Annotated in this window: 22 protein-coding genes; 12 read left to right on the forward strand and 10 right to left on the reverse strand. The window is 63.5% G+C overall.

From position 1 onward, the window contains the following. Window positions 1–242: 242 nt before the first annotated feature. Window positions 243–671, reverse strand: coding sequence for a multidrug/biocide efflux PACE transporter (locus tag ACK59Z_RS21545; protein ID WP_256819246.1), 429 nt, complete (start codon window positions 669–671; stop codon window positions 243–245). A gap of 92 nt (window positions 672–763) precedes the next feature. Here ACK59Z_RS21545 and ACK59Z_RS21550 point away from each other — a divergent pair, with 92 nt between their 5' ends. The 4 genes from ACK59Z_RS21550 (at window position 764) to ACK59Z_RS21565 (ending at window position 6,719) form a co-directional block, all read left to right on the forward strand. After that, entirely contained in the window at window positions 764–1,618 is an 855-nt protein-coding gene (locus tag ACK59Z_RS21550; RefSeq protein WP_003247901.1) for a LysR family transcriptional regulator, read from the forward strand. A 152-nt stretch (window positions 1,619–1,770) separates the two neighbouring features. Next, on the forward strand, window positions 1,771–3,516 hold the full coding sequence (locus ACK59Z_RS21555) for a hydantoinase B/oxoprolinase family protein (protein WP_012052132.1): 1,746 nt from the start codon (window positions 1,771–1,773) through the stop codon (window positions 3,514–3,516). A gap of 13 nt (window positions 3,517–3,529) precedes the next feature. Then, window positions 3,530–5,614: a hydantoinase/oxoprolinase family protein gene (locus ACK59Z_RS21560; protein WP_409293649.1), complete on the forward strand. Its 2,085-nt coding sequence runs from the start codon at window positions 3,530–3,532 to the stop codon at window positions 5,612–5,614. Between the two features lie 148 nt (window positions 5,615–5,762). After that, window positions 5,763–6,719 carry a helix-turn-helix domain-containing protein gene (locus tag ACK59Z_RS21565; protein WP_003247896.1) on the forward strand — a complete coding sequence of 319 codons (957 nt, stop codon included), beginning with the start codon at window positions 5,763–5,765 and terminating at the stop codon, window positions 6,717–6,719. Window positions 6,720–6,778: 59 nt separating this feature from the next. Here ACK59Z_RS21565 and ACK59Z_RS21570 read toward each other — a convergent pair whose 3' ends face one another. Continuing rightward, window positions 6,779–7,672 (reverse strand): DUF2950 domain-containing protein, encoded by an 894-nt coding sequence (locus ACK59Z_RS21570; RefSeq protein WP_409293650.1) that lies wholly within the window; start codon window positions 7,670–7,672, stop codon window positions 6,779–6,781. Continuing rightward, complete coding sequence (locus tag ACK59Z_RS21575) at window positions 7,669–9,141, reverse strand: DUF3300 domain-containing protein (protein WP_409293651.1); 1,473 nt, start codon at window positions 9,139–9,141, stop codon at window positions 7,669–7,671. The genes ACK59Z_RS21570 and ACK59Z_RS21575 overlap by 4 nt, the downstream gene beginning before the upstream one ends. A gap of 245 nt (window positions 9,142–9,386) precedes the next feature. On the opposite strand from ACK59Z_RS21575, the gene ACK59Z_RS21580 reads away from it, so the two are divergent. Further along, entirely contained in the window at window positions 9,387–9,638 is a 252-nt protein-coding gene (locus ACK59Z_RS21580) for a hypothetical protein (protein WP_409293652.1), read from the forward strand. Window positions 9,639–9,719: 81 nt separating this feature from the next. Beyond that, a complete protein-coding gene (locus tag ACK59Z_RS21585; protein WP_409293653.1) occupies window positions 9,720–10,439 on the forward strand; it encodes a TorF family putative porin in 720 nt (239 codons plus the stop codon). On the opposite strand, the gene ACK59Z_RS21590 is transcribed toward ACK59Z_RS21585, so the two are convergent. Beyond that, the gene (locus ACK59Z_RS21590) at window positions 10,436–11,308 is read right to left on the reverse strand and encodes a DMT family transporter (protein ID WP_108190416.1); all 873 of its coding nucleotides are present in this window, start codon (window positions 11,306–11,308) and stop codon (window positions 10,436–10,438) included. The two genes, ACK59Z_RS21585 and ACK59Z_RS21590, sit on opposite strands and share 4 nt — an antisense overlap. 151 nt (window positions 11,309–11,459) lie before the next feature. Then, complete coding sequence (locus ACK59Z_RS21595; RefSeq protein WP_010954380.1) at window positions 11,460–11,882, reverse strand: RidA family protein; 423 nt, start codon at window positions 11,880–11,882, stop codon at window positions 11,460–11,462. Between the two features lie 189 nt (window positions 11,883–12,071). Between ACK59Z_RS21595 and ACK59Z_RS21600 the strand changes: the two genes are divergently transcribed. Beyond that, the gene (locus tag ACK59Z_RS21600) at window positions 12,072–12,398 is read left to right on the forward strand and encodes a hypothetical protein (protein WP_108190418.1); all 327 of its coding nucleotides are present in this window, start codon (window positions 12,072–12,074) and stop codon (window positions 12,396–12,398) included. 44 nt (window positions 12,399–12,442) lie between these two features. On the opposite strand, the gene ACK59Z_RS21605 is transcribed toward ACK59Z_RS21600, so the two are convergent. Further along, window positions 12,443–12,655 carry a PLDc N-terminal domain-containing protein gene (locus tag ACK59Z_RS21605; RefSeq protein ID WP_003247877.1) on the reverse strand — a complete coding sequence of 71 codons (213 nt, stop codon included), beginning with the start codon at window positions 12,653–12,655 and terminating at the stop codon, window positions 12,443–12,445. 103 nt (window positions 12,656–12,758) lie between these two features. Next, window positions 12,759–13,229, reverse strand: coding sequence for a hypothetical protein (locus tag ACK59Z_RS21610; RefSeq protein ID WP_012052122.1), 471 nt, complete (start codon window positions 13,227–13,229; stop codon window positions 12,759–12,761). Between the two features lie 161 nt (window positions 13,230–13,390). Here ACK59Z_RS21610 and ACK59Z_RS21615 point away from each other — a divergent pair, with 161 nt between their 5' ends. Then, window positions 13,391–14,398 (forward strand): GlxA family transcriptional regulator, encoded by a 1,008-nt coding sequence (locus ACK59Z_RS21615; protein WP_108190419.1) that lies wholly within the window; start codon window positions 13,391–13,393, stop codon window positions 14,396–14,398. A gap of 38 nt (window positions 14,399–14,436) precedes the next feature. Here ACK59Z_RS21615 and ACK59Z_RS21620 read toward each other — a convergent pair whose 3' ends face one another. Further along, window positions 14,437–15,120 (reverse strand): TetR/AcrR family transcriptional regulator, encoded by a 684-nt coding sequence (locus tag ACK59Z_RS21620; protein ID WP_004577026.1) that lies wholly within the window; start codon window positions 15,118–15,120, stop codon window positions 14,437–14,439. Between the two features lie 148 nt (window positions 15,121–15,268). Beyond that, window positions 15,269–16,165 carry a hypothetical protein gene (locus ACK59Z_RS21625; RefSeq protein ID WP_108190420.1) on the reverse strand — a complete coding sequence of 299 codons (897 nt, stop codon included), beginning with the start codon at window positions 16,163–16,165 and terminating at the stop codon, window positions 15,269–15,271. Window positions 16,166–16,424: 259 nt separating this feature from the next. Here ACK59Z_RS21625 and ACK59Z_RS21630 point away from each other — a divergent pair, with 259 nt between their 5' ends. From ACK59Z_RS21630 to ACK59Z_RS21645, 4 genes are all read left to right on the forward strand, one after another. Further along, the gene (locus ACK59Z_RS21630; RefSeq protein WP_108190421.1) at window positions 16,425–17,405 is read left to right on the forward strand and encodes an aliphatic sulfonate ABC transporter substrate-binding protein; all 981 of its coding nucleotides are present in this window, start codon (window positions 16,425–16,427) and stop codon (window positions 17,403–17,405) included. Between the two features lie 16 nt (window positions 17,406–17,421). Next, on the forward strand, window positions 17,422–18,786 hold the full coding sequence (locus tag ACK59Z_RS21635) for an LLM class flavin-dependent oxidoreductase (protein ID WP_108190422.1): 1,365 nt from the start codon (window positions 17,422–17,424) through the stop codon (window positions 18,784–18,786). Between the two features lie 133 nt (window positions 18,787–18,919). After that, a complete protein-coding gene (locus ACK59Z_RS21640; RefSeq protein ID WP_003247865.1) occupies window positions 18,920–19,756 on the forward strand; it encodes a bifunctional allantoicase/(S)-ureidoglycine aminohydrolase in 837 nt (278 codons plus the stop codon). Window positions 19,757–19,845: 89 nt separating this feature from the next. Then, a complete protein-coding gene (locus ACK59Z_RS21645) occupies window positions 19,846–20,445 on the forward strand; it encodes an START domain-containing protein (protein ID WP_108190423.1) in 600 nt (199 codons plus the stop codon). 74 nt (window positions 20,446–20,519) lie between these two features. On the opposite strand, the gene ACK59Z_RS21650 is transcribed toward ACK59Z_RS21645, so the two are convergent. Continuing rightward, window positions 20,520–20,942 (reverse strand): Lrp/AsnC family transcriptional regulator, encoded by a 423-nt coding sequence (locus tag ACK59Z_RS21650; protein ID WP_010954389.1) that lies wholly within the window; start codon window positions 20,940–20,942, stop codon window positions 20,520–20,522. Between the last annotated feature and the right edge of the window lie 168 nt (window positions 20,943–21,110).

The raw sequence follows: 21,110 nt of genomic DNA on the forward strand, positions 1-21,110 counted from the left end.
GGCCCTTTCGCGGGTAAACCCGCTCCTACGACGGCCTGTGTCCAACCCACGAGGTGTGTCCACCACCGTGGTAGGAGCGGGTTTACCCGCGAATACGGTAGCGGCGGCGACGGTGAACGGCGTGTAGAGATTGGCCAGCAGGGCCGGCCCTTTCGCGGGTGAACCCGCTCCTACACGACGGCCTGCGCACAACCACCGACCTGTGCCCACTCCCGATCAATGAACCGCGCCAGGTGGCAGAATCATGCCAGGCGCCGCTGCACCAGCAGGTGCCGGGCTTTGTCGAACGCCCAGTTGTATACCACGGTGTAGGGCAGGATGATCACGAAGAAGCCCAGCTCCACCATGAACGCCTGCATCAGCGAAATCTCCAGCATCCAAGCCGCCACCGGCAGGCACCACACCACCAGGCCGGCTTCGAAGCCAAGACCGTGCACGAAACGCGTACTGGCCTTCCAGTTGATGCGTTCGGTTTGCACCCAGCGATCAACCAGTGCGTTGTAAACCATGTTCCACAGCATGGCGATCACCGACAGGGTCACCGCCAGCGCGCCCGCCGTTGCCAACGACTTGCCCATGATCCAGGACAGCAGCGGCGCACACAGCAGTACCGCAAAAACTTCATAGCCAACGGCGTGGACCAGGCGTTCGGTGAAAGACACGTTTTTCATTGCACATTCCATCCATTGCGGGAGTCGTGCTTCCCATTTTCTTTGATAGAACTGATACTCGCGACATAGCTACCATCGGTTTTATCAATACCATGCGTTACTCTCCCGAAGCTCTGGTCGCCTTTACCGAAGCCGCCTCACTCGGTTCGTTTTCTGCGGCGGCGCGCAAGCTGCGCAAAAGCCAGTCCACTGTCAGCATCGCTATCGCCAATTTCGAGGCCGATATCGGCTGCCCGCTGTTTGACCGCAATGGCCGCCACCCCACGCTCAATGAAGCAGGCAGGCAGGTGCTGAGCCATGTCGAAGCAATTCTCGATGCCAGCGCCCAGCTCGATGCGCTGGCAGTGCGACTGGCGCAAAATGTCGAGGCGCTGGTATCTGTGGTGATGTCGGACAGCTACAGCGTAACGTTCCAGGGGGCGGTGATGACTCGTTTCGCCCAGCACTACCCCCATACCGAGCTACGCTGCGGCCCGGCGGAGGACGCTGATGTGATCGAGATGATCCAGCAGGGCCTGGCCCATGTCGGCATCCTTGCCACACAGCCCGGCTACCCCGCCGACGTGGCCGTGGCGCGCTTGCCGGAGCAGGCAGAGTTCGGCGTGTATGTCGCCAGCGAGCATCCGCTGGCAAGCCTGGCGCAGGTAAAGGCGCAGCATCTGGAGAACGCACGACAGCTGTATATCAAGACCTATGCCCCCAGCCTGCACCATGGCCGTGGCCAAGCGTGGTCGGCACCGGATTACCTTACCCTGCTGGAGTTCGCCGTGCGCGGGTTTGGCTGGGCCGAACTGCCCAGGGCGCTGGTTAAACGGTTTGGCAACGAGCTGGTGGAGTTGCAGATAGCGGGTTACCCCCGGCGGGTGGATATGGATGTGGCCTGGTCGAGCCGGCGTGCCTTGGGGCCGGCCGGGCAATGGCTGGTGCGACAGATGTTGGGGCAATAGTTGTGTCGCCTGCCCGAACTTGAAGTGCGCCCAGACACAACAACCGGTACACCCAGCGACAAGCCTTCCCCCCACCCCGCCCCTTAGCCTGTCACCACGCGCCGCCCCGCTGCGGCACGCACCCAAAGCACAAGAACAAACGTTGGTGACCTATGCAGACAGTAGATCCGATCACCCTTGCGGTTGTCCGGGGTGCGCTGGAGACAGCGCAACGCGAAATGACCCTGACCCTGGAAAAGACCGGGCGCTCCAGTGTGTTCAACCTGGCACACGACTATTCCAACTCGCTGTTCGACCACTTGCCGGAAATGATCCTGCAGGGCCAGGACATTCCCATCCACCTGGGCTCGCTGATACCGGCCATGAAATGCGTGGCCGAGTTCTTCGGCGACGACATCGCCGAAGGCGACGTGATCTACCACAACGACCCCGCCTACAAGGGCAGCCATATTCTCGACTGCTGCATGTACAAACCGGTGTATTACCAGGGCGAGCTGGTGTTCTGGACCGTCTGCAAGGGCCACCTGACCGACATCGGCGGCCCGGTGCCGGCGGGCTACAACCCCGATGCCAAGGAGATCTATGCCGAAGGCCTGCGCATTCCACCGGTCAAGCTGTGGGAAAAGGGCAAGCGTCGTGAGGACGTGATCAACTTCATGCTTACCAACATGCGCGCCCGCCCCTATCAGGAAGGCGACCTCAATGCCCAGTATGGCGCCTGCAAGGTCGGCGAGCGGCACTTGCTGGAGCTGCTGGACAAGTACGGCGTGGCACAGGTGCGTGCCTGCATCGCCGAACTGAAGAACATGGCCGACCGACACATGCGGGCGCTGTTGCGCGATGTGCCGGATGGTGACTACAGCGGCACCGCCGTGCTCGAAGATGCCGGCCACGGCCTGGGTGAACTGGCCATCACCGCCCATGTGCAGATCCGTGGCGACCAGGCCCATGTGCGCATCGAAAGCCCGCCGCAGGTGCCGTACTTCATCAATTCCTATGAGGGCAACTCGGTATCCGGGGTGTACCTGGGGCTGATGATGTTCGCCCAGGTGGCGCCGCCTTACAACGAAGGCCTGTATCGCTGCGTAACGGTCGATGTCGGCCCCAGGGGTACGCTGTGCAATGCCGAGGAACCCGCGCCCCACGTCAATTGCACCACCACGCCGATGGAAACCCTCGCCGATGCCGTGCGCACGGCACTGGAACAGGCCTCGCCACAGCGGGTAACGGCCTCCTGGGGGCATACCAGCGGCATCAACATTGCCGGCCGCGACCCGCGCAACGGCAATAGCGAGTACGTGACGATGGTGCTGGCCTCGATCATTTCCGGTGCCGGTGCCAACAAGGTGATGGATGGCTGGCACGCCTGCGGCCCGCTGTGCTGCTTCGGGGCGCTGATGAGCGGTGACATCGAGCTGCTCGAACACGCGTATCCGGTGCTGATCCACCGCTACAGCCTGATGGCCGACAGTGGTGGCGCCGGTGAGTTACGCGGGGGTTCGGGCACCCGCCTGGAGATCGAGCCGCTGGACCACGCCATGACCGTGGTCGGCTTCGGCGAGGGCCGCCAGTTGCCCACCGCTGGTGCCGCCGGGGCTCGCAATGCTCTGCTCGAGCCCAAACTGGGCCGGCTGATCCATCGCCATGCCGATGGCCGCGAAGACCACTACACGCAGAACCCCATGCTCACCCTGCAGCCCGGCGAACGCATCATCAACATCAACCCAGGGGGTGGTGGCTACGGCGACCCACTGCGCCGTCGGGTCGCAGCAGTACTGGAGGACGTGCGCAACGGCCTGGTCTCGCCACAAGGCGCAGCCCTGGAATATGGCGTGGTCCTCGATGCCGATGGCCAACTGGACGAAACAGCCACCCGCCTTGCCCGCGCCCCGCGCTAACCGGAGAACACGCATGCGTAACCAATATCGCCTGGGCGTAGACGCCGGCGGCACTTTCACCGATTTCATCCTGGCCGATCGCGACGGCGGCGTGCAGCTGTTCAAGGCCCCCTCCACGCCGCAGGACGGCACCTTGGCCATTCGCGCCGGCCTGGCACAGATCGCCGACGCCACCGGGCGCAGTCCGGCCGAACTGATCGCCAACTGTGACCTGTGCATCAACGGCACCACCGTGGCCCTCAACGCGCTGATCGAGCGCACCGGGGCCAAGGTGGGCCTGCTGTGCACCGAGGGGCACGAGGACAGCCTGGAAATCCGCCTGGGCCACAAGGAAGAAGGCCACCGCTACGACGCCCACTACCCGCCGGCACACATGCTTGCCCCACGCCACCTGCGCCGCCCGATCGGTGGCCGAATCCTTGGCGATGGCCGTGAGCACAGCCCGCTGGACGAAGCCGCCATCCATGCCGCCATCGACTACTTCCGTGCCGAAGGCGTGCAGGCCGTGGCCATTTCCTTCCTGTGGTCGGTACGCAACCCCAGCCACGAACAGCGGGCCGCCGAACTGGTAAGGGCTGCCCTGCCCGAGGTATTCGTCTGCACCGGCTGCGAGGTGTTCCCGCAGATCCGCGAATACACCCGCACCTCCACCACCGTGGTCAACGCCTACCTCAGCCCGGTAATGGCACGTTACGTGGCGCGCATCGACAGCCTGTTCCAGGAGCTTGGCGCACAGCAGCCAGTACGCTACTTCCAGTCCAACGGCGGGTTGGCGCCCGGACACCTGATGCGTGAGCGCGCCGTCAACGCGATCAACTCCGGTCCGGCCTCGGCACCACAAGCCGGGTTGGCGGTAGCGAGGCCGTTCGGTATCGACAACGTCATTACCGTGGACATGGGCGGCACCTCGTTCGACATCACCCTGACCAACGCCGGACGCACCAACTTCAGCAAGGACGTGGACTTCCTGCGCCAGCGCATCGGCGTGCCGATGATCCAGGTGGAGACCCTGGGTGCCGGCGGTGGCTCCATCGCCCACCTGGACGAGTTTGGCATGCTCCAGGTCGGACCGCGCAGCGCCGGCGCCATGCCTGGGCCGGTGTGCTACGGCAAGGGTGGCCGCGAACCCACGGTCACCGACGCCAACCTGGCTCTTGGCTACCTGCCCGACGGCGCACTGCTGGGCGGCAGTATCCGCCTGAACCGCCAGGCCGCGCTGGACGCCATCCGGAGCAAGATCGCCGAACCGCTGGGCATCAGTGTGGAACGCGCGGCATTCGGCATCACCACCCTGGTCAACCTGAACATGGTCAACGGCATCCGCCGCGTATCGATCGAGCGCGGTCACGACCCGCGTGACTTCGCCTTGATCGGTGCAGGCGGTGCGGCGGGCATGCACGTGGTGCGCCTGGCCGAAGAAATTGGCATGCACACCGTGCTGATCCCCAAGGTGGCCTCGGGCTTGTGTGCGTTCGGCCAGATCCTGTCCGACGTGCGCTACGACCAGCTCACCAGCCTGTCGATGCGACTGGACGCCGGGCACGTCGACCTGGCGCAACTCAACCAGACCCTCACCGAACTGCGTGAGCAAGGCCTGGCCAACCTGCGCGAAGACGGTTTTGGCGACCAGGCCAGCAGCTGCCACTACACCCTGGAGATGCGCTACCTGGGGCAGATTCATGAGTGCAGTGTGGACCTGCAGCAGCACAGCCTGGACGAGGCAGGGCTGGCCGCGCTGGTCAGCCGCTTCCACAGCCGCCACCAGACCCTGTACTCGTACAGCGAACCCGACAGCCCGGTGGAGCTGGTGAACCTGGAGTGCTCGGTGATCGGCCACCTGCCACGCCCGCCGCAACCCGAGCTGCAGGGGCCGGCCGAGCCCCCCGCCGCCACCGCGCAATCCGTCCGCCCGATGCTGTTCAGTGCCGACGGTGAATGGCAGCCCACACCGGTGTTCAACGGCAACCACCTGTTGCCAGGGCAGACCGTGCATGGCCCCTGTGTGATCGAGGAAGACACCACCAACATTGTCCTGCCACCCGGCTGGCAGGCTCGCCTGGAGCCTTCGGCCACCTACCGAGTGACACGCGGGGGTTGATCTTGCGGTCGGCGCGCGCCGATCATGGGCCTGACAACCGCCCGGCAGTTTTGCGCTGCCGGGCGGTTTTTACAATAACAAGAGCTGCTTGAGTAGCTTGCCTGCAGTTCCTTTTTTCAATGCTGCCCTCTTTGAAAAAGGACCCACCATGCCCACAGAACTCTCGACCCACGGCTGGCCACAGCCTGAACGCCAGGCACGCTGGGCCGAAGCCATCAGTGACACCTATTTCCCCTTGAGCCTTGAATTTGCTGCCGGACAGCCATTCGATGGCCACCTGCAGCGCTGGAGTACGCCGAGCACGCCGCTCAGCCTGTCGCGCCTGCGGTCCAGCCAGCTGGGTTACTCGCGCAGCAACGCGCATATCGGCCAGGACCATGAAGCGTTCTACCTGGTGACTGTGCCGCATGGCAGCGAGGTGCACTTCGAACAGGACGGCCACCAGATCAGTTGCAGCCCGGGCGGTTTCATCGTCGAGCGCGGCGATGCACCCTACCGCTTCCACTACGGCACGCAGAACGACTTGTGGGTGCTCAAGCTGCCCGAGCGTGCGCTCAAAGCCAACCTGTTGGGGCACAAGCGCTATACCCGGCATTGCTTCGATGCCCGTCAGGGCCTGGGGCGCATCTTCGTCGAGCAACTCGACCTGTGTGCCCGCCATTTCGACACCAGCCCCCCGGCAGCCCGGCATCTACTGCTGGAACAGGCCTCCGCCACCCTGCTGCTGGCCTTGCAACAGGATGAGCGCGTGCTGGGCAGCGAAGGCAGCAACCTCAGCACCCTGCACCTGACGCGGGTCGAGCAGTACGTGCAGCAAAACCTGGGTGACCCCGAGCTGTCGCCACAAACCATCGCCAGCGCCTGTGGGCTGTCGCTGCGTTATCTGCACAAGTTGTTCGCGATCACGCCCTACACCCTTGGCGAGTGGGTACGCCGTCAACGCCTGGAGGCCGTGCACCGGCAACTGCTTGACCCGCATTGCCACCTGGCGATCGGCGAACTGGCATTTCGCTGGGGCTTTGCCGATCAGGCGCAGTTCACCCGGGCATTTCGCCAGCAGTATGGGTGCACGGCGAGCGAGGTGCGGGCTACGCGTGCGCACTGATCACAACAACGGAAAATGGCCCGCTTCCACAGGGGCACCGTCGCGTTGGCTTGGCGGGCTCAATCCCCCGCCACCACATCCACCACTTTCCAGCTGTCGTCCGGGTCAAAGCGTTTCATCTCCTTCGCCAGCCTGTCGCCATGCGGCCCGAGGTCTTTCTCGAACACTTGGCCGTCATGGCTGATCATGAAGCTCATCACCCCAGTGTCGTCGTACTTGGCCGGCCAGGCGACCATGGCGAAGCCACGGCTCATCTGGTTGCCGATCAGGTAGCTGTAGGCACCGCCCGGGGCGGATGGGCCCTGTGCGTCCAGGATGCGGAAGTGGTAGCCATACCAGGCGTCACCGACCACATCCTGGCCGAACAGCGGGCCCAACGGGCTGACGTCACCGTCGCCATTGTCATCCCAATACAGCCCGTCATGCTTGCCCGGCTCGCTGAAAATCTTCTGTGCGTACTCCAGCGCACCATCTCCGTTGTGGTCCTGGGTGGCGTAGTCCATTTGCGCATCGTGATAGGCCAGCAGCGACTGCAGAACACCCAGCTCGTTGCGCCCGATACGACGGGCGCGGATTTCGGCACTGCCCGCCTTGAGGTCGAAGCGCCAGCCCTGGCTGCTTCTGGTCAGCGGTATGGGCAAGGTCCAGTGACCGGTGCCCACCGCCAGGATGGCCTTGCCCTCGCCTGACATGTCGATGCTGTGCTGTGCGCGATACTGCTCGAGAAAGGTATCCACATCGCTGCGTTGCACACCACCGCGCGGTATATAGGTGCGCCAGTCATCGCCCAGCAACTGGGCCAGGCGGGCTTCATCAGGTTTTTCCTGGCCCAGCGCCGCGACAAAGGCTTCCACGGCCTTCTCCGGCGTTGGAAAGGCTTGCTGGGCAGCGGCCATGAACGACCAGGCCAAACCTGCCGTCAGCAGCAATGTAGCCAGTGTTGGGCGCTTCATCGACGGCCTCCTGCGCCGCGACGCGCGGGCGCACTGGGCCGGGAGATCGGGTGCCCGGCGGCACGAGACGCACCGGGCCGCTGAGCGAACGACTGGCTGGTATGGCCGCGGTTGGCCTGCACGCTGGTGCGCGACGGCGAGCGCACACCGTCGAAGGCATTGTTGCGGGCACGGCCTGCCGTATTGGCAGGACGGCTCTGCGCCGGCTGCCGCACCTGGCCGTCGCCCTGCCGGCGTTGATTGGCCAGGTTGCCGTTCTGCTGGCGGCCTTGGACGTTGCGGGTTTCCTGCCGACGGTCAGTCGCCCGCGCGCCATCATCACGGGACGGCATGCGGTTGCCGTCAGGATTGCCTGCCTTGGCCTCGCGCATTTGCTCGCGGGCCTGACGGTTACTGGTAGCTGGCCGTTCGATACCTGCGCGGTCCATCGATGCCCGGGCTTTGTCTCGGGCCTGGGCCCGTTGGACGTCGTCGCCGCGGAACGCGGTGCGCTGAGTGGCACCGTCCAGCTGGCGGCCGTACTGCTGACGGCTGCGAGAATCGCGGTATGGCACCCCGTCGCGGTTGGCGGCATTGTGCTGCCATTTGTTCTGGTTGTTGGTGATGCGGTTGTTGACGTTGAGGTTGTTGTAGCGGTTGACGTCAATGTCGATGTCATTGTTGTCCCAGTCGCAATCGCCCCACAGCGAGGCGACAATTGCCACGCCGGTACCGAAGGCCAGGCCGGCCACCAGCGCGGAACCGGGGTAGTACATGGGCGGCGGCGGGTAATACACCGGGGGCGAGGCAGGGTAGGCCCAGGTGCCATAGGTGGTGGTCGGGTTATAGCTAGGCACATACACCACTTGCGGGTCGGCCGGCTCGATGACGATGGTGGTGGGCGGGCTGCTGGCCGCTGCCCCTTGGGTGCTGCTGCCGCTTGCGGCTGGCGCCGGTGCAGGTGCAGGTGCGGTCTGCACGGTGACGTGCTGGTACTGGCTGCTCTGCAGATTGCCGGCGGCCTGCGCCTGGTGGCGCAAACGCTGCACGCTGCCCATGACATCATCGGGCTGAGCGAGGAAAGCATCGCCCAGGCGCTGCACCCAGACCGGGTCCTGCCCAAGCGTTGCCAGCACCTGCGGGAAGGCTACCAGTGCCTGTACGCTAGGGTCCCAGGGCTGCTTGGCCACTTGCCTGACCGCATCGTCGCCGGTGGCCTTGGGGTTGGCCTTGGACCAGGTCACGGCTTCATTGACCTGCCCCGGGTAGGTTGACGCCATCAGCACCTGAGCCAGCAACTGATCAGGGTACAAGGCAATGGGGGCCAGCATCTGGTCCAGTTGCTCCTGGGAGAACACCGGGTCCTTGGCCACGGGCGTGGCAGCGGATGGCGCCGGATCCGGCGCGGGCACGTCTGCGGCCTGCACCAGGCCAGGGGCAGCGCTCAGGCAAAGCAGTGCCGACAGGACAGCAAACAATGGCATGCGCATCGCTTATCCCCATGAGGTCAGACCGCGTGGGTTAAGGGTAGCAATGGCAGTGCTTTTGACCAGACGAGGGGACGCAAACTTTTCGCGCTTCAAAGGTGGGATGGTTGATGCGTTTGAGTCTATCGGTGCGCTTCGCCGGAATCGTCGATAGTCACTATCGAGCAGGGCAATTTCTACCGAACGCTGTGGCCGCATAACCTAGCGTCATCCCCACGCTGCCGCCTAGACTGCCCTGGAGCTAACCGATGAATACCTTGGCCCGCGACCTGTGCGCCACCCTTGTCGTTTTTGCCATCGCCGTGATCAGCGGCTGTGCCAGCCACCCTGAACTGCGCCCGTACACCGCCGAGGAAACCCGCCAGTTGCAACTGGAAGCCTTACAGCGCCGCGGCCTGTCACTGGACAATTACGAGCAGCAACGGCGGGTGATCCTGCGTGCCGGTAACCTGCCTGTCGTGACCGAGGCCGCCGACGCTGAACGTTCGACCAAAGGCTGAACGGGCTAACCGGCGGTTCCCTCCCTCCACTTGCGCAGGTATCCTCTACCGCTCAACCGCAAGCCTTCCAGGACGGAGACCATGATCAGGCCCCTTCTGTTGCTGAGTGCTGCGCTGCTTTTAAGCCCCGCGTCGCAAGCCCAGCAGATGAAACGCCAACTGGGCGATTTCGACTTCACACTCGGCACCACCCCCTCACGCAGCATGGCGCAAGGGCTTATCTCATCCAGTGCCGTTGGCGCATTCCATGGCGGGCTCGACCTCAGCCACCCCAGTGGCTGGTACCTGGGCCAGTACGCCCCAAGCATGGGCGTCACCCCTGACTCGACCCTGCGCCTGGACAGCTACCTGGGCTACAAGCACCATTTCGACAGCAGCCTGGGCTACGAGGTAGGGCTGATCCATTACAGTCAGCCCAATATCGCAGGCCCCGACAGCTACGCCCTGTATGGGGGGATTTCGGTGCTGGGCAGCCGCTTCGGCGGGGCGCTGCGCGACAACCCCGACAACCGCACGGGCACGCTGTTCGCCGACTTCGGCCATCTGCCGATGTTCGACGTCGACTTCACCGTCAAGCTCGCCCACCACCGCCTGGGCACGCCGTTCACCATTGGCGATGGCAGCCAGGTGAATACCTTTTCCGATTGGTCGCTGGAGCTGTCGCGGCCCTGGCTGGGCATCGACCTGAACCTGATCTACAGCAACTCCAGCCTGAGTGGCGCGAGCTGCGATGCCTATTCGGGCATCAATACCTATTGCGACAGCGTGGTCACGCTCAAGGCCCAGCGCAGCTTTTTTTAACGGCGCGGCGCCAGCGCCAGGGCAATACCGCCCAACACCACCACACAGGCGATCAACAAACGCAACGACACCGACTCGCCGATCAGGGCAACCCCGCCCAGTGCGGCAATCACCGGCACGCTGAGCTGCAGGGTCGCCGCCTGTTGCGCACTGATCTGCCGGACCACGCCATACCAAACGGCATAGCCTGCGCCAGAAGCCAGCACACCGGAACCCAAGGCATACAACAAGCCAAGTGGCGTGAGGTGCGGGCCGGCACCCAGCAACAGCATCGGTAGCAGCAGCACCAGGCACGGCAAGCTGCGGGCAAAATTGCCGGCAGTGTCGGCCAGCGGCCTGGGCGAGCCTTTGCCCAGTAGCGTATATACCCCCCAGGCCACACCAGACAGGGCCATCAGCAAGGCACTGGCCAACGGCGGCGCGGAGACGCCAGGCAACAGCAGCACCAGCAGGCCGGCAAAGGCAATCAGCATGCCCAGCAGCATGCGTACAGTGATCTGTTCGCCCCTGTACCACGCGAAGCCGAACATAGTGATCTGCACGGCACCGAACAGCAACAACGCCCCCACCCCTGCCCCCAGTTGCAGGTAAGCCGCAGAAAACAGGAACGCGTACAGGAACAGGGCCAAGCCGCCCCACCAACTGCCGCCCATTGTGTGCACCGGGCTGCGCAGGCGAATCAGCAACAGCAGAAACAGCGCGCCACTGGCCAGGCGGACCATGGTGAAGGACACCGGGTCGATGGCCCCGTCCTTCAGCGCCAGCCGGCAGAACACCGAGTTGGCGGCAAACGCCACCAGGCTGAAAAGGGCAGGCCAAAGCCAGGCGCTGGTCTTGCGGTCAGTAAGCGTGGTCGTGCCTGTACTCATGGTGTGGTCACCTCTGAGTGGGATTGTTGTTATAGCGGCATTTAGTCAGGACCGGCACCGATATACAAGGAAGAATCCACTGTGGAGGATGGCACCGGCTACGCCGGTGTTCGCGGGTAAACCCGCGCCTACGGGCGACCGCGCCGGCTTTTCAGGTTTTGAGCAAGACGGCGGCTACTGCTTCGATCTCCACCAGCATGCCGTCCAGCGCCAGCCGGGGCACCGGTATCAGCGTGCAGGTCGGTTTCATGTGCGCCCCCCAGGCCCTGTCGGCCTCGGCCACCCATTGGTGCAGGCGCGCTTCGGAGTGCTCGACAATCAGCAGGGTCAGCTTGAACACCTGGGCCAGGCTGGCACCTTTCGACGCCAGGGCCCGTTCCAGGTTGGCCAGCGCCTGCCGGGCCTGTTCGGCGAACACGGGTGACAACTGGCCCTGGCTATCCTCCCCACCCTGACCGGCGATGAACAGCAGACGGCTGTCAGCGCGCACTTCGGCGACATGGGAATAGGCGTTGCCACTGGGGTCGTAGAGGCCTTCGGGGTTGCTTAGCTGGAATGCGCTTGATGGGGTCACGACAAGCCCTTGCTCGGTTGGAAGAGCGTCGGAGTATCGGACCTTAAGTTAACTCGAGGTCAAGCCTGAAGTAGGACATTTCGTACAAGGCATCGTCATGTTGGAACCAAGCGTGTGTTTGCGCAGCGGCTGTCAGGCCTTAGATTGCAAAGCCCGGCATGGAGGCCTTTAACCAACAAGGAAAAACCGATGAGCAAATTTGATTTTCAGCTGGCCTATACCATCAAGCCGCACAGCGCTCCACGCGATGAAACCGATGCGGCACAGGCACGTCTGCACCTGCGGGAAAAGCTCGGCCTGGACACCGTCGAGCACATTGAAACCACGCTGCTTGGCATGATCACACTCAATGGCACCACCCTCGCGGACCGCAAGCGGGAAGCTGAAAAGCTGGTCCGCGATTACATCCATGACGCGCTCAAGGAACTGCGCGTACTGTCTACCGTGAAGTTCTACGGCTGCCTGATGGTGGACGGGCTGGGGCCAGCCATGCGCTTCGAGATCCTGCCCAAATGACCCTCGACGGCCTCAGGCGCCCCCGCGCCCGAGGCCGCAAACCGTCACTTTTCCTGCAACACCGCCCTGCCCTTCACCGCCCTCGGCCCGCGCCAGGCCCAGAACAGCAAACCGGGGAAGGGTGCGTAGACCACGAAGACGATCCACAGCATCTTGCGCTCAGCGCGCCGTTCACTGCCGATGATGTGCCAGATGGCCCAGATCTCCAGCAGGATGACCAAGGCCGCGATGATGATCCAGATCGTACCGATTTCCATGAGCGCTCTCCCAATGGCATGTATTGGGTTGGGTTGCTGCAAGCGCTGAGGGTTCAGATTGATTTGACTCACCGCGCCTCTTCGCAGGCGCGGCGAAAAGGCCTTATTGCCGTGGTGCATTCTCCAGCGCAGCCTTCAACGCCGCTGCATCGGTGAACGCCCGCTGGCTGACCAGCACGCCCTGCTGCAGTTGTAACCACTGCACCTGGCCCTCCTGCCCGGGGTAACGGCTGGCCACTCGCCCATCACGGTCGAGCAGCACCCGGTAGCTGTAATCGCGCATGGCCGGGACAGCGAAGAGTTTGCTGATCAGCGCAGGCATGCGCTGAATGTCGGCCACGAATACAGCGGCGCGTGCTTCCAGGTAGCCCTTGGGCTGCTCGGCCAGTGCCGCCTTGACCAGCTTGGCACCGTCCATATCACGCGCCACCAGCAGTATCTGCGTGTCGGCAGCAAGGCTGTAGGCCTGGTCGTACTGGTCGAGCAGTGTGAACGGGGCAAGCTTGTCGCCCTGCTCCAGGGCGTTGGCCAGCAACGGCAACAGGCTGAGCAACACTACAGCGGCATATCTCATCAGGGGCATCCTCAATGACGGAAGGTCAGCATAGCGGTAAAGCGCCAGGACAGGCAGGTTTGCCTGAACACGACCTGTAATACGACACAGCCACCCGGGAGATTGTCTTTCCTCCGGGCACCGTCCACACTCTGCGGGCCAGCCAGGAAGCGGAGTTCAGAGTGCCCACGCCACGCCAGTTCAGCCAAAAGACCAGCACCAGCAACATGCTACGGCTCAAAACAAGCGGCGCCAATGCCCAGGCGCCCTATCGGGTCGACTTTATCCTGCTCGAACACTTCTCGATGGCCAGTTTCACGGTGGCCATGGACGTACTGGTCACGGCCAACCTGCTACGTGCCGACAGCTTCCAGTTCACCCCGCTGTCGCTAAACGGCGACCGGGTGCTCAGCGACCTGGGGCTGGAACTGGTGGCCACCGAGCTGTCCGCCGCGGCGCTGAAAGAGCTGGACCTGTTGGTGGTCTGTGGCGGCTTGCGCACACCACTCAAGTACCCGGAACTCGATCGCCTGCTGGACGATTGCGCGGCCCACGGCATGGCCTTGGGCGGCTTGTGGAACGGCGCCTGGTTCCTTGGCCGTGCCGGGGTGCTGGACGACTACGGTTGCAGCATCCACCCCGAGCAACGTGCCAGCCTGTCGGAGCGCAGCCCGCAAACCCGCATCACCCCGGCCAGCTTTACCCTCGACCGTGACCGCCTCAGCGCCGCCAGCCCCAATGGCGCCATGGAGCTGATGCTGGGCCTGGTACGCCGGCTGTACGGTGATGGCCTGGCCGAAGGCGTCGAGGAAATCCTGTCATTCTCCGGTGCGCGCTACCGCCAGGTGGGTCCTGGGGCGAAGAAGTCCATGAGCCTGCACCTGCGCACCATTGTCGAGCTGATGGAGAACAACCTCGAGGAAACCCTCAGCCTCGACCAGTTGGCCGCCTACAGCGGGCGCTCGCGGCGGCAGATCGACCGCCTGTTCCAGGCCCAGCTGGGCACGTCGCCCCGGCGCTATTACATGGAACTGCGCATCACCAAGAGCCGCCGGCTGCTGCAGTATTCCGACCTGTCGGTGATGGAAGTGGCAGTGGCCTGCGGGTTTGTCTCGGTGTCGCACTTCAGCAAGTGCTATGCGGCGTATTTCGGCTACCCGCCGTCGCGCGAGCAACGGCTGGGCGAGTGACCGAGGCCCTTTGAGCCAGCCCAGGCGCTCGACCAATCTCAGGTACGAGGCTCGAGCTGGATATACCGCAACACCGCATCACAGATCATGGCTTTGTGGCGCAGCTTTATTTGCTCATCAGACAGGTCGATCTGGAAGATCTCGCCAAAGGTATGGCGGTTCGACACCCGGTAGAAGCAGAACGAGCTCATCAGCATGTGCAGGTCGATGACCTCGATGCCGGCGCGGAACACGCCTTCCTGAACGCCACGGCGCAGGGTGTTGCCCAGGGCCTCCAGCACCAGGCTGCTCATTTCGCGAATGGCCGGCGACTGCTTGACGTACTCGCCATAGTGGATGTTTTCGGTGCAGATGATGCGCACGAAATCGACGTTGCGGTCATGGTGATCGAAGGTGAACTCCACCAGCCGGCGGATCGCCTGCTCAGCCGGTAACGACTCCAGGTCCAGGCTCTGTTCGGTCTTGCGGATATCCCCATACAACTTCACCAGGCACTCGCAATACAGCTGCTCCTTGCTGCCGAAGTAGTAGTAGATCATGCGCTTGGAAGTGGCGGTGCGTTCGGCGATGGCGTCGACGCGGGCGCCGGCCAGCCCTTGCTGAACGAACTCGTTGATGGCGGCCTGGAGGATGTCCTCGCGTGTTTTCTCAGGGTTGTTCTTGCGCGTTTTGCGCACCCCTTCGGTTTCAGGCTGGCCGAGGCCGACTACGGAATCACTCATACCCACTCACAGGCTGTTTATTGGAATGCCGGGATTATCCGTTAGCGCGGCCATGCAGGGAAGCACGCTGTTGGTCGGGTAGCCATGATGCCTTGGGCTCAAGCAGCGCGGTCAGCCTGCGGGCACTGATCATCAGCCAGGCGCACAGTCAGTTACGCTGGGCAGTCGCAGTCGCAGTCGCGGGCGCCGGCGCGGGCGTCAGGCGCAGCACGCGGTTACGCCCACCTTCAGCGAGCAGATAACCCCCGATACCATCGGCGATGATCGCCTGCGGAGCCTTGAGGAAAGTCAGCACCGTTTGCTGGCTGCCATCGGCATCGATGCGCAGCAGGCGCGCACGGTGTGTGTTGTCCTCGCTGATCCATAGGCCACGTTGATCACAATACAAGAATGTAGGGTTACGCAGACCGTCGACCACCACCGGGTCGCTGCCATCGTCGGACAGGGAGCGGACCCTGCCATTGGCCTTTTCGGTGTACAGCAGGCGGCCGTCGTTGCAGCGGGTCAGGCCTTCGGTTTCGGTCAGGCCGGACCGCAGTACATCCAGCTGCCCGCTGCTCCAGTCATAGCGCATCAGGCGACCATTGCCCTTGCGGTCTTCGATGGCATAAAGATAGTTGCCTTCGTTCCAGAGGCCTTGCACGCTCTCGCCGTCGAACAGCCGGGTGACCTGGCCATCGCGGGAGAGGCTGACAGGTGCCAGGCCACCTTCCTGGCTGAACACCCAGCCGCCCTGCGCCGCGACCATACCGTCGGGCTTGGACAGGTTATCGATCAGCACGACGCGCTCGCCCGTAGCCGTGATCTTGAGGATGCTGCCCCGGCCGTCATCCAGTTCACGGCTGACCAGCAGGCTGCCATCCGTTTGCGGTAACAGCGAGGCGGCTTTGGTTACGTCGCGATGCAACACCTCAACATCCCAGCCGGTAGCGGCCTGAACCGGGTAGAAACTCTGCCACGCGAAGAAGCCCAAGGTGGCCGCGAGCAGCCCGGAGGTGGCAGTCAAGGCGATGCGGGCGCTGCGCTTGCGCAGGATGTGCGGCATGAAGGGGCTCCTCGGAATCGTTGCGGATCCTAGCAAGCGAATGTGAAAAAAATGTCGAAAACTGCACAAACGGGTGCTGCAGGACCCGCCGATCTCAGCCCATGGCGCCTCCAACAACGATAGGCACCCCGTTACTAAAAACAAAAGGATATAAAAATAACTAAACAATCTAACAAACTGGAATATATAAATTGAAAGCCAAACGCCACCTCCTTAGTCTGGGCAGATCGCCTCTCACCCGATTCAAGGAGCAATGCCCATGCCCAAACATGCCTTCTCCCCACTACGCCGTCTGCTGATCGGCGGTTTACTGGCCAGCGTCGCCAGCGCCCTGCTCCCCTGGTCCGAAGCCATTGCCGACGACGCCAGGACACTGCGCATCGGCTACCAGAAATTCAACAGCATCAACATCCTCAAAGGCAGCGGCGCCCTGGAAAAGGCCCTGGCACCGCAAGGTGTGAAGGTCAGCTGGCATGAGTTCGCCGCAGGCCCCCAGCTACTGGAGGCACTGAGCACCGGCGCCATCGACCTCGGCCACGCAGCCGATGCCCCCTCGGTGTTCGCCCAGGCCGCCGGCAAGCCTGTGGTCTACCTGGCCGCCGAACAACCCTACCCACGCGGCATTGGACTGGTCGTGCGCGAGCAGGACCACCTGGCCAGTGTGCAGGACCTGAAAGGCAAGCGCGTGGCCACCGGCCGCGGCTGGAATGCCCAATACCTGCTGGCCGTAGCCCTGCAGCAGGCTGGCCTCAGTTACAAGGACATTACCCCCGCCTACGTCAACAATGCCGCCGATGCCTTGGCCGCCCTGCAATCGGGCAGTGTGCAGGCCGTGACCCTGTGGGACCCGTTCCTCGCCGCCGCAGAAAGCCAGCCAGGGTTGAAAAACCTGCGCGACGGCAGCGGCCTGTCCAACAACCGCACCTTCTACCTGTCCACAGCCCGCTATGCCGACGAGCACCGTGCACTGCTGAAAACCTTCTTTGCCGAGCTGGGCAAGGTCAGCCAGTGGGCCAACGCCAAGCCTGCCGAAGTGGCCGCGCTGCTGGCACCGCAGCTGGGGATCAGCACACAGGTGCTGGAAGTGGCCAGCGAACGGCGCAACTACAACGCCGTCGCTATCACCCCGCAGATCGTTGCCGAACAACAGAAGCTGGCTGACACCTTCCAGGGCCTGGGCCTGATTCCACGCAAGCTACAGGTGGCCGAAGCGGTCTACCCGGCTTCCGTGTTGCCTTGAACGGAGCGCGCTGACCATGCCTCGCCCGATCCGCTTCAACGCCTTCAGCATGAACGCTGCCAGCCACCAGTCCCCTGGGCTGTGGCGCCATCCGCGCAACACCAGTGTGGCGTTCAACCGCCTGAGTTACTGGACCGACCTGGCCCGCCTGCTCGAACGCGGCCTGTTCGACGCCCTGTTCATCGCCGATGTGCTGGGTATCTACGACGTCTATCAAGGCAGCCCGCAAGCCGCCCTGCGCGGTGGCGTGCAGGTGCCGGTCAATGATCCGCTGCTGCTGGTGCCGGCGATGGCCGGGGTGACCGAGCACTTGGGTTTTGGTGTCACCTTTTCGCTGACCTACGAACACCCCTACCCCTTCGCCCGGCGCATGTCCACGCTCGACCACCTGAGCAATGGCCGGGTCGGCTGGAACATCGTCACCGGGTATCTGGACAGCGCTGCGCGCAACCTCGGCCTGGCGCGTCAACTGGGCCACGACCAACGCTACGACCTGGCCGAGGAATACCTGCAGGTGCTGTACAAACTGTGGGAGAAAAGCTGGGACGACGACGCCGTGCTGCTGGAGCGTGAAAGCGGGCGCTATATCGAACCCTCGCGGGTACACCCGATCAACCATGTGGGCGAGCACTTCCAGGTGCCCGGCATGCACCTGTGCCAGCCGTCGCCGCAACGCACCCCGGTGTTGTTCCAGGCCGGTGCGTCGGCACGCGGTCAGCAGTTTGCCGCACGGCATGCCGAATGCGTGTTCATCAGCGGGCCAACGCCGACGGTGTTGCGCCGCTACGCCGACGGCATCCGCCAGGCCTGCGAAGCGGCCGGGCGTGGCCGTGACGAAGTGCTGATCTACGCCCAGGCCCTGTTGATCGTCGCCCCCACGCGGGAAGAGGCCGAGGCCCGCTTTAACGACTATCGCCGCTATGTCGACCTGGACGCTGCCCTGGCGCTGCTGTCAGGCTGGACCGGTATCGACTTTGCCGGCCTCGACCCCGCTGCACCGATCGAGTACGTCGAGAACGATGCTGGCCGTGCCGCCCTGGCAGCCTTTACCGCCGCCGACCCCACTCGCCGCTGGACCGTACGCGAAGCCGCCGAGTTCGTTGGCCTGGGCGGTCGCGGCCCCGTGCTGATCGGCGCTGCCAGCGAGGTGGCCGACCAGCTGGAAACCTGGCTGGACCATACCGGCATCGACGGTTTCAACCTGACCTACGCCGTGCAACCGGACGACCTGGCCAATGTAGTCGACCTGCTGGTGCCCGAGCTGCAACGGCGCGGCCGCTACCCGCTGAGCTACACCGAGGGCCCCCTGCGCCACAAGCTGTTCGGCCGCGGCGGCCAGTTGCCCGAACAACACGTTGGACGTCAGGTCAGCATTCAGTGATCAAATACCGGGTATTCCAACATTTAATTTGTGGATGCCACGCACTCGACCCTATTCTGTGGCCACATCCCCTGCGCCGCACCGGCCGGTGCGGTTCAAGGCATGGGGAGAGAACAACAAGTCGAGATCGTCCATGTCGAACCATTCGTACTTCGCCCCCCACGGTGGGCACCCGGCTCAAACCGAGCTGCTGACTGACCGTGCCATGTTCACCGAAGCCTATGCCGTCATCCCTAAAGGCGTGATGCGTGACATCGTCACCAGCCACCTGCCCTTTTGGGACAAGATGCGCATGTGGGTCATCGCCCGCCCGCTGACCGGTTTTGCCGAAACGTTCTCCCAGTACATCGTCGAACTGGCCCCGGAAGGCGGCAGCGAGCGCCCTGAGCTGGACGCCGATGCGGAAGCCGTGGTGTTCATCGTCGAAGGCGAACTGGACATCACCGTCGAAGGCAAACACCACACCCTGGTACCTGGCGGCTACGCCTTCCTGGCCCCAGGCGCCGAGTGGAGCCTGCGTAACAACAGCAAGTCCAACGTCACCTTCCACTGGCTGCGCAAGCACTACCAGAAGGTTGAAGGCCTGGACGTGCCGGAATCCTTCGTCACCCACCGCGACAACGCTACCGTCATCGAGATGCCGGGCACCGAAGGCCGCTGGAAAACCACCCGCTTTGTCGACATGGCCGACATGCGCCACGACATGCACGTGAACATCGTCACCTTCCAGCCGGGCGGTGTGATTCCGTTCGCAGAAACCCACGTGATGGAACACGGCCTGTACGTGCTGGAAGGCAAGGCAGTGTACCGTCTGAACCAGGACTGGGTCGAAGTGGAAGCCGGCGACTTCATGTGGCTGCGCGCCTTCTGCCCGCAAGCCTGCTACGCCGGCGGCCCAGGCAACTTCAGCTACCTGCTGTACAAGGACGTGAACCGTCACGTACACCTGACGCTGAACCCTAAGCGCTAAGCCCAGGCTGATGCCCGCAAGCCCGCCAACCTGGCGGGCTTTCTGTTTGCCGCGCATACTGAAATACCCACCTCTGCAGGGTACCGGCCATGAACCGCTGCCTGCTGCTCGCGGCCTTGCTGCTGTGCGCCTCTGCCCTGGCCGCCGATGACTGGCACCTGGCCTACGACCGCGAAGGCATTCGCGTGTACCTGAAAGATGCAGGCGACTCGCCCTACCAGCAATTTCGTGGTGTCAGCACCATGAAAGCCAGCCTGCGCACGCTCACTGACCTGCAGGATAACCTGCGGGTGGCCTGCAAGTGGCTGTACGCCTGTGACCAGATGCGGCTGCTGGATGTGGAGGGTGACAACACCTGGGTGTACCTGACCACTCAGCTGCCTTGGCCGGCGAGGTCACGGGACATCGTGCTGAAAGTGACCAGCGAACGCCTGGTCGACGGTACCCTGGTGCGCCACCTGAGCGCCGATCCCGACAGGATCCCCAAGGTTGACGGCCTGATCCGAGTAGAGCACCTGAGTGGTGTGTGGCAGATGAAACCGCTGGGTGACCGGGTGACCGAGGTGACCTACCAGTTGCAAGCCGCCCCTGCCGGGGATGTGCCAGGGTGGCTGGCCAACCGGTTTGTGGTGGATACGCCGGTGGTGACGTTGCGTACGTTGCGAGCGGTGGCTGAGCGCCAACCTTGAAGTGCCGGCAGGCCGTAGACCGACTGCAGCAGGGTCAGCAGCTTTTTATGCAATACCCCTCTCTGGCTCAGCGGTCACATCTTGTAGGTCGACAGCAGGATGCTGGTCTCGGTGTTCTCGATATGCGGGATCGAGCGGATGGCGTTCAGCGCCCGGTCGAACGCTTCGAGGGTGTCGGCGCGCAGCTCTGCCATCAAATCCCAGCGGCCATTGGTGGTGTGGATGGCCACCACATTGGGATGCCCGCGCAGCGCGTGCTTGACCTCTGCGGCATGGTGGCCGCTGATGCCGATGCTGGTGATTGCCCGCACCCCCTGGTCCAGCGCATCGGAGCGCAAACGTACCGTGTAACCGATGATCACACCCTGCTCTTCAAGCCGGGTGATGCGGTTATGCACCGTTGCCCTGGCCACCTTCAGCTTTTTTGCCAGGGTCAGCACCGGGGTACGTGCGTTGTCCCGCAACAGTGCAATCAGTTCCCGATCGATCGTATCCATAAGCCTGCCAAATAATCAGATTGCTACGTTGGGTTGGCAGATTGTCCAGAAGCCTGACGAAACTGACAACCTGTATGCTTCCGATTGGCGCAACCTGTCATCAAAATGTTCATGCAGCTTCACTTCGATAATCTCAAGCGCTTACCCCGCACTGCTGGGCAAGCGCAC

Origin of the sequence: Pseudomonas sp. KCJK9058, assembly GCF_046230975.1 — a bacterium.
Taxonomy (GTDB): Bacteria; Pseudomonadota; Gammaproteobacteria; order Pseudomonadales; family Pseudomonadaceae; genus Aquipseudomonas; species Aquipseudomonas alloputida.